We start from the raw sequence: 12644 nt of genomic DNA on the forward strand, positions 1-12644 counted from the left end.
CTATTCAGACGAAGCTTGTTAGCCTAATCGAGTTGACCATAATAAATTTATTAACCACTGTGTCATTATCTATGCAGAATGGGGATCCTTGGCACATAGGTTTAACAATACTGACATTATGACATCAACAGTTGTGCTGCTTACATTACTGAATTACATTCAGTTTTATCATAATAGATATATATACTAAATTGTAAAATTAACTTCACACATCATTTATCTAAGGTACTTAAGGGATGCATATGGAAAACATGGGTATTTCAAATGAAATAATAGCTGCATTATATATAAAAATATCCTTTAACGCACAAGAAACTAGTAGATTAACCTTCAAAAGTATTTTCAAGCTATCACTTATCAAAGAACCAAGCAGGCAAAAAAACAAGTTAAAAGAACTAATCTCGAAAAATGAGTATTATCGAATTAGCACTTTAGCCGAAGAATTAAATAAGAACAACTCTCCTGATAAAACCAATAACATTTTAGATTTAAAAAATATCATAAAAATCTGTCTTTCAGATAATTACATTCATTATCATATAGTAAGATCAAGCCTTTTCAAAGATTCTGTTTTGAAACTTTACAATAGTTACTATAAATATCACCACGAAATAAGACAGTACAAGAAATCGGATGACATTTATCAGTTCATTGTTGAGCACTTGCCTCCACCAGATAAAAAAACAATATCTAAAGGTGAGGTATTCGATATTTCCCATCGCGTTAATCAATATTTTCATCATAGCGAAGAATTTCTACACATTGAAGAACTCAAACAAATCATAGAACCAACTGATATTTTATACCAAATGCAGTATAACTCATTATCATTTAACCAAGAAACACACCCCAACAACGTTAGTATATATTGGGGAACTAATAGAGCGAGCATTACAAAAAACGACAAAACTCAATTCACTGATGAAAGGAATAACGGAGTTGCGCTAAGTGAACAATTACGTTTTGGACGTTCACTTGTAACGATACCCAACGTTCATGAATATGGTGAAATTGAAAGACCAGCACCTTGGTGGAAAATATGGAAAGAAACAGAAGAGGATGTTTACCAACATATAACCATTCACTCTATTGAACTTATAGATAAAGATAAGTGGCAGTCATCTCTAAAAGAAACTTATGCAGGTAAAGAAGGAATGCTATTCATTCATGGCTATAATTGTAGCTTTGAGGATGCACTGTACAGAGCAGCACAATTGAAATACGATCTTAAATTTGATGGTGCTGCTTTTTGTTTCAGCTGGGCGTCTAAAGCCAAGATCCTTTCATATAACATAGACGAAAGCACTATCGACTGGAGTACATCTCATTTAGAACAATTTATCGATTTAATTACTAAAGACTTAAATTTAACAAGACTTCACATCGTTGCTCATAGTATGGGAAATAGAGCGTTACTAGATGTTATCAACCGCTGGAATGGACAGAAAAAAAATATCCATACGGTAGTATTAGCAGCTCCAGATGTTGATGTAGATAAGATGAAAAACATCGAGAAATGCTTTTCTCAGTTCGAAAATGTAACATTATATTCATCAAAACACGATATTCCTGTAAATATTTCAGGTAAAATACATGGATATCTAAGAGCTGGTAATGCTATGCCGCCTCTTGTTCTGCAAAGTACAGACACTATAGATGTTAGCAATATTGGAAAGCCAATATTCTCACTTGGCCATAGTTATTTTGCCGACGCGTTTTCAGTCTTTAATGATTTGTATTACTTAATTAACCAAAAAATCCCCGCCATTAATAGAATTGGCATATCTTTCAAAAAGGAATGGAGCTGCTACGTTTTAAAATAAATATAATTCATATATATTTGAGCCTTAATATTATTGTTTCGGCTCAAGATTCAGCATACAGGAATAACAAGCAACCACCAATGATAAATTTATTTCAATAAAAATACGAAAACTAACTGATGATTAAAAAATTAGACTGTGATAAACCACAGTTAGACGTAATAAAAAATTGTGGGTTAACCCGGCACTTTACCTCCCTGCCCCGCGGCGCTACAATGCCCGCCCTTAAAGTGGGGGATCTCCCCTTACCGCTGCACCTGGTGCACGCGGATCTGACCTGTCATCAGAACGAGAACAAACATGTTTAAACCGGAACTCCTTTCCCCGGCGGGAACGCTGCAAAATATGCGTTACGCTTTCGCCTATGGTGCCGACGCCGTTTATGCGGGCCAGCCGCGCTACTCGCTGCGCGTGCGCAACAACGAATTCAACCACGAGAACCTGCAGCTCGGCATCAACGAAGCGCATGCCCTGGGCAAAAAATTCTACGTGGTCGTGAACATCGCGCCGCACAACGCCAAGCTGAAAACGTTCATCCGCGACCTGAAGCCGGTGGTGGATATGGGGCCGGACGCGCTGATCATGTCGGACCCGGGTTTAATCATGCTGGTTCGGGAGAACTTCCCGGAGATGGATATTCACCTCTCCGTCCAGGCTAACGCCGTCAACTGGGCGACGGTGAAGTTCTGGAAGCAGATGGGGCTGACCCGCGTCATCCTGTCCCGCGAGCTTTCGCTGGAAGAGATCGAAGAGATCCGCACCCAGGTGCCGGATATGGAAATCGAAATCTTCGTTCACGGCGCGCTGTGCATGGCCTACTCCGGCCGCTGCCTGCTCTCCGGCTATATCAACAAGCGCGACCCGAATCAGGGCACCTGCACCAACGCCTGCCGCTGGGAATATAACGTCCAGGAAGGCAAAGAGGATGACGTCGGTAATATCGTGCACAAGCACGAGCCTATTCCGGTAACCAACGTTGAGCCGACGCTGGGCATCGGCGCGCCAACCGACAGCGTGTTTATGATTGAAGAAGCCAAACGTCCGGGCGAGTACATGACCGCCTTTGAAGACGAGCACGGCACCTACATCATGAACTCGAAAGATCTGCGCGCCATCGCCCACGTTGAGCGTCTGACCCAGATGGGCGTGCACTCCCTGAAGATCGAAGGCCGCACCAAATCCTATTACTACTGCGCGCGCACCGCGCAGGTGTACCGCAAAGCCATCGACGACGCGGCGGCAGGTAAACCGTTCGATACCAGCCTGCTGGAAACCCTGGAAGGCCTGGCGCACCGCGGCTATACCGAGGGCTTCCTGCGTCGTCATACTCACGATGACTACCAGAACTACGAGCACGGCTACTCCGTTTCCGAGCGCCAGCAGTTTGTCGGTGACTTTACCGGCGAGCGCAAAGGCGCGCTGGCGGCCGTCGCGGTGAAAAACAAATTCACCAAAGGCGACAGCCTGGAGCTGATGACCCCGCAGGGCAACATGAACTTTACGCTGGAGCATCTGGAAAACGGCAAAGGCGAGGCGATTGACGTGGCGCCGGGCGACGGGCATACCGTCTGGCTGCCGGTTCCGGAAGAGGTGGAGCTGAAGTTTGCGCTGCTGATGCGTAACTTCAACGGTGAAAGCACCCGAAACCCACACGGCAAATAGTTAATCAGGGAAATTTTTTCGCGCTGGGATAATTCTTAGAATCGGATCACATACCGCTTCGTTCAATACGGGTATTATCCCTCCGCTGAAAAACATAACCCATAAATGCTAGCTGTACCAGGAACCACCTCCTTAGCCTGCGTAATCTCCCTTACGCGGGCTTATTTTTTGCCTTCTCTCTCCTCAACCCAGGCAATAAGCTCGTCGATTTGCCCCTCAGAGAATACGGCTATCCCATGCTCTGCGAGCAACGATGCAGCCACACCCCTCCCCGCTTTATGGATCCCGCGAAAAGATCCGTCATAAATAAACTGACTGCCGCACGTGGGGCTGCCATCGGTTAATAGCGCTGCGCTACACCCCGACTCCTGAGCAGCGCGTAGCGCGAGCCAGGCTGCAAGCTGATACTGCTCAGTCACATCCTGCCCTGTATTTTCAGTAATTCTGGCTTGCCCGTGCATTACGTCTTTGCCATCAGCGGACATAATCTCTGCCGGAGGACGAGGGACAGGCATCCCGGCCGCAAGTTCAGGGCAGTGGATAACCAGACGTTGTTCCTGCTGCCAGCGAGCGAGCAGCTCGTTCATTCGCGCTTTTTCACTTCCGTTATAACGAACCTTAAAGCCCATAAGGCACGCGCTTACCAAAATTTTATTCATCATCACTTTCCTGTGATTACGTTACTACCATCGCTGGAGTGTAACGCGCTTTCGGGCATATTTTGTTCCTTTCATCCTGTTCTTACCCGCTTTTTTCCTCTCTGCTATACACTCTTACTAACGCTAAAAAAGGGAGCAGCGCGGATGGCAACCTATCCAGACAGTTTATTGATTCTCAATGGCAAAAGCGCGGGCAACGATCTGTTGCGTCAGGCAATTCAGGGTTTGCGCGATGACGGCGCGCGCATTCACGTCAGGGTGACGTGGGAAAAAGGCGACGCGGCACGCTATATCAATGAAGCCCTCGGGCTTGGCGTCAGCACCATCATTTCCGGCGGCGGCGATGGCACCATCAATGAGATTGCGTCAGCGCTTATCGACCTCTCCCCGGCAAACCGGCCGGTGATGGGTATTTTACCGCTCGGCACCGCCAATGATTTTGCCACCAGCGCCGGGATCCCGGAAGAGCTGGAGAAAGCGCTCCAGCTGGCGATCCTCGGCAAGGCCACCGCTGTGGATATTGCGCAGGTGAATGATAAAACCTGCTTTATCAATATGGCGACGGGCGGGTTTGGCACGCGCATCACCAGCGAAACGCCGGAAAAGCTGAAGGCGGCGCTGGGCGGCGTGTCGTACCTGATCCACGGCCTGATGCGCATGGACACACTCAAGCCTGACCGCTGCGAAATTCACGGCGAGGATTTTCAGTGGCAGGGTGATGCGCTGGTGATTGGGATTGGCAACGGGCGTCAGGCGGGCGGCGGACAGCAGCTCTGCCCGGAGGCGCTGATTAATGACGGTCAGCTCCAGCTGCGTATTTTCACGGGCGACGGCCTGCTGCCCGCGCTGTTTACTACGCTGACGCAGCCGGAAGAGAGTCCAAATATCATCGCCGGGAAATCGGCGTGGTTTGAAGTGAATGCGCCGCACGGGATGACCTTTAACCTCGACGGAGAGCCGCTGAGCGGAACGCAGTTCCGCATTGAGGTGTTGCCCGGCGCGCTGCAGTGCCGGCTACCGCCGGACTGCGTGCTTTTGCGCTGATGTATCACACGGTGAGCAATGATGCCCTCACCCAACCCTCTCCCACCGGGGAGAGGGAGATGGAGCCGTCAGGCAATCGTGACTTTGCTGTCCAGATAGACGTCCTGAACCGCATTGATCAGCTTCACGCCGTCGGCCATCGATTTCTTAAACGCCTTGCGGCCAAGGATCAGCCCCATGCCGCCCGCGCGTTTGTTGATCACCGCCGTACGCACCGCATCTGACAGATCGGTATCACCGCCCGCCGCGCCGCCGGAGTTGATCAGCCCCGCACGGCCCATGTAGCAGTTCGCCAGCTGGTAACGCACCAGGTCGATCGGGTTATCGCTGGTCAGCTTGCTGTAAACGCGGTCGTCGGTGTAGCCAAAGTTCACCGCTTTGTAGCCGCCGTTATTCTCGGCCATTTTCTGCTTCACGATATCCGCGCCGATGGTTGCCGCCAGGTGGTTCGCCTGCCCGGTCAGGTCGGCCGACACGTGGTAATCCACGCCGTCTTTCTTGAACGCGTTGTTGCGCAGATATGCCCACAGTACGGTGACCATGCCCAGCTCGTGCGCGCGCTCAAACGCCGCGGAGATCTCTTCAATCTGACGGCGGGACTGTTCAGAGCCGAAGTAAATCGTCGCCCCTACCGCCACCGCGCCCATGTTGAACGCCTGCTCGACGCTGGCGTAGAGGGTCTGGTCATATTCGGTTGGATAGCTAAGGGTTTCGTTGTGGTTCAGCTTCACAAGGAACGGAATGCGGTGGGCATAGCGACGCGAAACCGAGGCCAGCACGCCGTAGGTAGAGGCCACGCAGTTACAGCCCGCTTCAATCGCCAGCTCAACAATGTTCTTCGGATCGAAATAGAGCGGGTTCGCCGCAAAAGAGGCGCCCGCAGAGTGCTCTACGCCCTGGTCCACCGGCAGAATAGAGAGATACCCGGTGCCGCCGAGCCGCCCGGTGTTGTAAAGCGTCTGCATATTTCGCAGGACCGCAGGCGGACGGTTGTTATCGATCATCACGCGGTCAACGTAGTCATGACCAGGCAGATACAGCTGGTCGGCTGGAATGGTCATACAACGATGCTGTAAAAGGCTGTCGGCGTCTTTGCCAAGCAACTGCGCAATATCAGTCATGTGATACTCCCGTAAGTCCGACGTCGTGTCGGTGTGTGTTTATCCAGTCCCATCTTTTATGGGCAGACTAAGCCTGGTACCGACTTAACAGATTTTCCACTCTTTGCTTTTTTTTTCAGCACAATCTGCTGGCTCGATTCGTGTACAACAAAACTGTTACATTGATCAAACAATCGCCACAAAGGTATTTAAAAGGTATTATTGAGTGGTATGTTAAAGGCGTACCCTCTCTGACATGCAGGATTAAAAAATGAAAACGAAAGTCCAACTGTCATTCATGATGTTTGTTGAATGGTTTATCTGGGGCGCGTGGTTTGTGCCGCTGTGGCTGTGGCTGAGCAAAAGCGGTTTTACCGCCGGGGAAATCGGCTGGTCTTACGCCTGTACCGCTATTGCCGCGATCCTCTCCCCGATTCTGGTCGGCTCGCTGACGGACCGCTTCTTCGCCGCGCAGAAAGTGCTGTCAGTGCTGATGTTCGCCGGAGCCATTCTGATGTACTTCGCCGCGCAGCAAACCCAGTTCAGCACCTTCTTCCCGCTGCTGCTGGTTTACTCCCTGACCTATATGCCGACCATCGCGCTGACCAACAGTATCGCCTTTGCCAACGTGGACGACGTTGAGGCCGATTTCCCGCGCATCCGCGTGATGGGTACCATCGGCTGGATCGCCTCCGGGCTGGCGTGCGGTTTCCTGCCGCAGATGCTGGGCTACAGCGATATTTCCGATACCAATATCCCGCTGCTGATGACGGCAGCCAGCTCCGCCCTGCTCGGCGTCTTTGCCCTGTTCCTGCCGAATACGCCGCCGAAAAGTACCGGCAAGCTGGATTTCAAAGTGATGCTCGGGCTGGACGCGCTGATCCTGCTGCGCGACAGAAACTTCCTGGTGTTCTTCTTCTGCTCGTTCCTGTTCGCCATGCCGCTGGCCTTCTATTACATCTTCGCCAACGGCTATCTCACCGAAGTGGGGATGAAAAACGCCACCGGCTGGATGACGCTCGGCCAGTTCTCCGAAATCTTCTTTATGCTCGCCCTGCCGTTCTTTACCAAACGCTTTGGTATTAAGAAGGTCTTACTGCTGGGCCTGATTACCGCCGCCATCCGCTACGGGTTCTTTGTTTACGGCGGAGCGGAACAGTACTTCACCTACGCCCTGCTGTTCCTCGGCATTCTGCTGCACGGCGTGAGCTACGACTTCTATTACGTCACCGCGTACATCTACGTGGACAAAAAAGCGCCGGTGCACATGCGCACCGCCGCGCAGGGCCTGATTACGCTGTGCTGTCAGGGCTTTGGGAGCCTGCTGGGTTACCGCCTGGGCGGCGTGATGATGGAAAAAATGTTCGCATACAAAGAGCCGGTGAATGGGCTGACCTTCAACTGGGCCGGAATGTGGACGTTTGGTGCAATCATGATTGCCGTGATTGCCGTGCTGTTTATGCTGTTTTTCCGCGAATCGGATAAAGAGATCGCTGCAATTGCGGTGGTTGATGGCGATGCCGCGCTGACACAAGGGGAAGTTAAATGAAACAAGAACGTGTTCTCGGTGCCCTTTACGGGCAGGCGTTAGGGGATGCGATGGGTATGCCGTCGGAGCTGTGGCCGAGAAAGCGCGTCAAGGCGCATTTCGGCTGGATCGACCGTTTTTTACCCGGCCCGGCAGAGAATAATGCGGCCTGCTATTTCAAACAGGCAGAGTTCACCGACGATACCTCAATGGCGCTGTGCCTGGCGGACGCGCTCATCGAGTGCGACGGGGAGATTAACGCAGACGTTATCGGCAAGCATATTCTGCGCTGGGCGCTCGATTTCGACGCGTTTAATAAGAACGTGCTCGGCCCGACCTCAAAAATCGCGCTTAACGCGATTCGCGACGGCAAGCCGGTTAGCGAACTGGACAACAACGGCGTGACTAACGGGGCAGCGATGCGCGCCTCCCCGCTGGGCTGCCTGCTCCCGGCCACGCGTCTGGAACACTTTCTTGAGCAGGTAGCGCTGGCCTCCAGCCCGACCCATAAATCGGACCTTGCCATTGCCGGCGCGGTGGTGATTGCCTGGGCGGTTTCCCGCGCTATCGACGGCGAAAGCTGGCAGAACATCGTCGATGCGCTGCCGGGTATCGCCCGCTATGCGCAGGAGGCGAAAACCACCACCTTCAGCGCATCGCTGGCGGCACGTATTGAGCTGGCGCTTAAGACCGTGCGGGAAGCCAACGGGGTTGAGTCCGCCAGCGAGCAGGTGTACCAGCTCGTGGGGGCTGGAACCAGCACCATCGAGTCCGTTCCGGCGGCCATTGCGATGGTCGAACTGGCGGGAACCGACCCAAACCGCTGCGCCATTTTATGCGCCAACCTGGGCGGCGATACCGACACCATTGGCGCGATGGCGACGGCCATCTGCGGCGCGCTCCACGGCGTCCAGGCCATTGACCCGGCGCTGAAGGCCGAGCTCGACGCCGTTAACCGGCTCGATTTCGGCCACTATTGCGCGAAACTGCTGCACTACCGGGAGCAAAGGGAGGGCGTATGAATTCGTTTGCCCAACGTCTCGACACCCTGCACGCCGCGCGGCCGGTAACGGTGCTGGGCGCGGCGGTGATTGACGTCATCGCCGACGCCTACGCCCTGCCCTGGCGCGGGTGCGATATCGAGCTCAAACAGCAGGGCGTGAATATCGGCGGCTGCGCGCTGAACATTGCCATTGCCCTGAAGCGGCTCGGCATTGCCTCGCAAAACGCCCTGCCCGTCGGCCACGGCGTCTGGGCGGATATTATCCGCAACGCGATGGCGAAGCAGGATCTGCACAGCGCCATTGAGGCCGAAACCGGCGACAACGGCTGGTGCCTGGCGCTGGTGGAGCCAGACGGCGAGCGCACCTTTATGTCCTTTAGCGGCGTGGAGAACCAGTGGCAGCAGCGCTGGCTTGATGTGCTTAACATCCCGTCGAACAGCCTGGTCTATTTATCCGGCTATCAGCTGGCCTCACCGTGCGGCGAGCTGCTGACGCGCTGGCTGGAGGGATTACAGGACGTGACGGCCTTTATCGATTTCGGCCCCCGCATCGCGGATATTCCCGACGCGCTGATGGCGCGGATTATGGCCTGCAGGCCGATCGTGTCGCTTAATCGTCAGGAAGCAGAGATCGCAGCCGAACGACTGGGCGTAGCGGCTGACAACCTGGGTGCGGAGTGGCAGCAGCGCTTCGGCGCCGCGCTGATTGTGCGTCATGATAAAGACGGTGCCGCGTGGTATGACGGCGACGGTGCGGGCGTTGTTCCGGCGTTCCCGGCGACGGTTGTGGACACCATTGGCGCTGGCGACAGCCACGCGGGCGGCACGCTTGCCGGGCTGGCGGCGGGATGGTCGCTGGCAGACGCCGTTCTGCTGGGGAATGCCGTGGCGTCCTGGGTAGTCAGCCACCGCGGCGGGGACTGCGCCCCGACTCGCGAGGCGCTACTCCTCGCACACAAAGACGTATAGATCGCTGCGACAGTAGCTGATGCTGTACTCAATCGGCCGGTGCTGTTGGTCAAGCGCGACCTGCTTGATCACCAGCACCGGTATTTTTTCGTCCATCTTAATGTGCGCCTGAAACTCGCTGTCCGGCATGCGGGCGCTAACCCGTGAACGGGTGCGCTGCGGGAAAATATTCTGACTTCGGAAGTAGTCATACAGCGAAATGCCAATCGCATCCGGATCGGGAATGAGGCCAACCGGCACCCAGGACTCTTCAATCGATACCGCATCGTCATCCACATAGCGAATGCGCTTGAGCAAAAAGACCTCGCTGTCCGGAGGGACCGACAGATGGTTTGCGACCTCTTCCGGGCACTTCACCACCCGCTTGTTGACCCACAGCGTATTAGGCTTTTGGCCGCGCAGCACCACCTGCTGGGAAAAACCGCGCGCCTCTTTCAGCGAATATTCAAAGATATTGTTGATTTGCGTGCCATAGCCACGGGAGCGAGTGACCACGCCCTCTTCCTCGAGCGCCTGCATCGCCTTTCGTACGGTGATGCGCGACACCCCGGTTAACTGGCTCAGATCGCGCTCGCCGGGCAAAATATTCCCGTGCTCCAGCACCCCGCTGCGCACTGCGTTTTTTACCGTTTCGGCAAATTTCAGGTACAGCGGCGTGTTGTCAGGCGCGGCGATCCGTTCATTCAGTTGAGCGATTAACCGGGTATGCGCTTGTTCCATCTCTGTTTTCTCAGGCGTGGTGTTTCCTGCCAGTATACTGGGTTACCACCATGCATGAAAATGATGAACCGGCCCAATACCGTGACCCACTTCCAGAGTATCGGCTTTTGCCAGCGCCGCCGAGAGCCAGGTTTTCGCTTCGCGCACCGTATCGGCCCAGCCTTCATGCCGCGGGCGCAGCGCCGCCAGCGCGGCGGAGACCGTGCAGCCCGTGCCGTGGGTGTTTTTGGTCTGCACGCGCGGCGCGGTAAAGCGTACTTCGCCGTCGCGGGTAAAGAGCCAGTCCGGGCTTTCAGCGTCATCCAGATGACCGCCCTTCATCAGCACCGCCCCGCAGCCCATCGCCAGCAGCGCGTTTCCCTGCGCTTTCATCTCGCGTTCAGTTTGCGCATGCGATGTGCCTAACAGCGCGGCGGCCTCCGGCAGATTGGGCGTGATAAGCGCCACCTGCGGCAGTAGCTTTGTACGCAGCGTCTCCACGGCGGAGGTGGAGAGCAGCGGGTCGCCGCTTTTTGCCAGCATGACGGTATCCAGCACCACGTTTTGCACCTGATAGCGTTTAAGCCGCTCGGCCACCGCCTCCACAATGTCCGTCTCGGCCAGCATGCCGATCTTGGTGGTATCGATGCGCACATCGCTGAATACTGAATCCAGCTGCGCGGCAACAAAATCCGGCTCAATACGGTAGACCGACTGCACGCCGCGCGTGTTTTGCGCCACCAGCGCGGTAATGACCGAGCAGCCGTACGCGCCAAGGGCCGAGAAGGTTTTGAGATCGGCCTGGATACCCGCGCCGCCGCTGGGATCGGTGCCGGCAATGGTCAGGGCGTTAATCCGCTTCATGCCTGTTCCTCCAGCGTATAGAGCGCATCCAGGAACGCGCTGGCAAAACTGCCTGGCCCGCGTGACTGCGCAACGGCCACCGTTCCGGCCCGCTTCATCCATCCGCAGGCGGCAGCGACGTTATCCATCCGGTCGCCCGGCAGCGAACAGCTCGCCGCCACAACGGCAGAAAGCGCGCATCCGGTTCCCACTACGCGCGTCATCAACGGATCGCCGCCCGTTATCGTGCGTGTGCGTTGTCCGTCGGTGATGTAATCCACCTCGCCGGTGACGACCACAACGGCATTGGTCTGGCGAGCCAGCGCCTGCGCAGCAGGCACCGCGCTGGCTGCGGTATCGGTTGTATCGACGCCGCGCCCGCCCGCGCTCATTCCGGCAAGGGCCAGAATCTCGGAGGCATTGCCGCGAATGGCGGCCGGTTTCAGAGCAAGGATTTGATGGCAAAAACGGGTGCGGAACGTCAGGGCGCCCGCAGCAACCGGGTCCAGCGTCCAGGGCTTGCCTGCCGCCACCGCACTTTCTATTGCCCGACGCATCGACTGGGCGCGCTGCGAGGTCAGCGTGCCAACGTTAATCAGCAGCGCATCGGCGATGCCGGCAAACTGTTCAGCCTCTTCGGCCTCAATCACCATCGCGGGTGATGCGCCAAGCGCCAGCAAAACGTTGGCCGTGAAGGTCTGTACGACATCGTTGGTCATACAGTGGGTCAGTGGAGAACGGGTTCGGAAGTGGTGTAAAACGTGTAAATCGAGCAGGTCAGGCTGCATGGGTTCGCTCCTGCCTTGCGTGAAGAAGCGATGACCTGGAAGGCATCTGACTTCCCTACGCTGGCATTATCCAGATCAGGTAATACGGGTATTTCTCAGCCTTCACAAAGAAGGGCACCCCGAGTCAAAATACTTTTAAAACAGTGAGTTATAAAACTCATTAACGTTATGTAGTGTAACCGCGCCCCCAGGCCAGGCGCAAGGAGTTTCGATTTATCACACCGTTTGTCACAGCGGAAATCTCCAGGCGCTCTTTCCCGTCATTTGCCAACATTTATTACGCTTTAGTTAATTCTGGTTCAGTAATTGTTAATGCGTTATTGAAAAATTTTATTACGTACTTTTGCTGAGACTATTATTTTTATTATTTATTACGTGCTCACTCCGCTTTTATAAGACATGAAAACTTCTTTCGCATGAAAGAATAAGAAAGTATTAATTTATTTAACTATATTAAACATTTGTACTTTGATCAATAGCTTAACGCTTCCCTTGATTTATCGCACAATCCATAAGTTAATGTATA

General features: G+C 54.0%; 11 protein-coding genes and 1 riboswitch. Of the genes, 6 read left to right on the plus strand and 5 right to left on the minus strand.

Translation table 11 applies throughout. The annotated features are described in order from the left end of the window. The first annotated feature begins 242 nt into the window (after positions 1-242). A complete protein-coding gene (locus NWV12_RS14640) occupies positions 243-1823 on the plus strand; it encodes an alpha/beta hydrolase (protein ID WP_048980146.1) in 1581 nt (526 codons plus the stop codon). A gap of 300 nt (positions 1824-2123) precedes the next feature. After that, positions 2124-3485, plus strand: coding sequence for a tRNA 5-hydroxyuridine modification protein YegQ (yegQ, locus tag NWV12_RS14645; RefSeq protein ID WP_023312421.1), 1362 nt, complete (start codon positions 2124-2126; stop codon positions 3483-3485). A 161-nt stretch (positions 3486-3646) separates the two neighbouring features. Here yegQ and NWV12_RS14650 read toward each other — a convergent pair whose 3' ends face one another. Next, positions 3647-4147, minus strand: a complete 501-nt coding sequence (locus NWV12_RS14650; RefSeq protein WP_045887878.1) for a DUF523 domain-containing protein — start codon at positions 4145-4147, stop codon at positions 3647-3649. Positions 4148-4288: 141 nt separating this feature from the next. Between NWV12_RS14650 and yegS the strand changes: the two genes are divergently transcribed. Then, positions 4289-5188, plus strand: coding sequence for a lipid kinase YegS (gene yegS / locus NWV12_RS14655; RefSeq protein WP_047060495.1), 900 nt, complete (start codon positions 4289-4291; stop codon positions 5186-5188). A gap of 68 nt (positions 5189-5256) precedes the next feature. Here yegS and fbaB read toward each other — a convergent pair whose 3' ends face one another. Further along, positions 5257-6309 carry a class I fructose-bisphosphate aldolase gene (gene fbaB, locus NWV12_RS14660; RefSeq protein WP_023312424.1) on the minus strand — a complete coding sequence of 351 codons (1053 nt, stop codon included), beginning with the start codon at positions 6307-6309 and terminating at the stop codon, positions 5257-5259. Positions 6310-6559: 250 nt separating this feature from the next. On the opposite strand from fbaB, the gene NWV12_RS14665 reads away from it, so the two are divergent. From NWV12_RS14665 to NWV12_RS14675, 3 genes are read left to right on the plus strand one after another with little or no spacing between them, the layout of a single operon-like run. Next, positions 6560-7837, plus strand: a complete 1278-nt coding sequence (locus NWV12_RS14665) for a nucleoside permease (protein ID WP_033145997.1) — start codon at positions 6560-6562, stop codon at positions 7835-7837. Next, positions 7834-8838, plus strand: coding sequence for an ADP-ribosylglycohydrolase family protein (locus tag NWV12_RS14670; protein ID WP_048979964.1), 1005 nt, complete (start codon positions 7834-7836; stop codon positions 8836-8838). Before NWV12_RS14665 ends, NWV12_RS14670 begins: the two co-directional genes overlap by 4 nt. After that, a complete protein-coding gene (locus NWV12_RS14675; protein ID WP_048979965.1) occupies positions 8835-9788 on the plus strand; it encodes a PfkB family carbohydrate kinase in 954 nt (317 codons plus the stop codon). Before NWV12_RS14670 ends, NWV12_RS14675 begins: the two co-directional genes overlap by 4 nt. On the opposite strand, the gene NWV12_RS14680 is transcribed toward NWV12_RS14675, so the two are convergent. Genes NWV12_RS14680 through thiM form a run of 3 tightly spaced genes read right to left on the minus strand, consistent with a single transcriptional unit; the run spans position 9762 to position 12118 of the window. Next, a complete protein-coding gene (locus NWV12_RS14680; protein ID WP_033146000.1) occupies positions 9762-10508 on the minus strand; it encodes a GntR family transcriptional regulator in 747 nt (248 codons plus the stop codon). The genes NWV12_RS14675 and NWV12_RS14680 overlap by 27 nt on opposite strands. A gap of 42 nt (positions 10509-10550) precedes the next feature. After that, entirely contained in the window at positions 10551-11351 is an 801-nt protein-coding gene (gene thiD, locus NWV12_RS14685; RefSeq protein WP_048979966.1) for a bifunctional hydroxymethylpyrimidine kinase/phosphomethylpyrimidine kinase, read from the minus strand. Next, complete coding sequence (thiM, locus tag NWV12_RS14690) at positions 11348-12118, minus strand: hydroxyethylthiazole kinase (RefSeq protein WP_101744604.1); 771 nt, start codon at positions 12116-12118, stop codon at positions 11348-11350. Before thiM ends, thiD begins: the two co-directional genes overlap by 4 nt. Before the next feature lie 35 nt (positions 12119-12153). Continuing rightward, a riboswitch (TPP riboswitch) is annotated at positions 12154-12250 on the minus strand. Positions 12251-12644: the final 394 nt, after the last annotated feature.

It is taken from the genome of Enterobacter sp. Crenshaw (assembly GCF_024734705.1).
GTDB classification, from domain to species: domain Bacteria; phylum Pseudomonadota; class Gammaproteobacteria; order Enterobacterales; family Enterobacteriaceae; genus Enterobacter; species Enterobacter asburiae_B.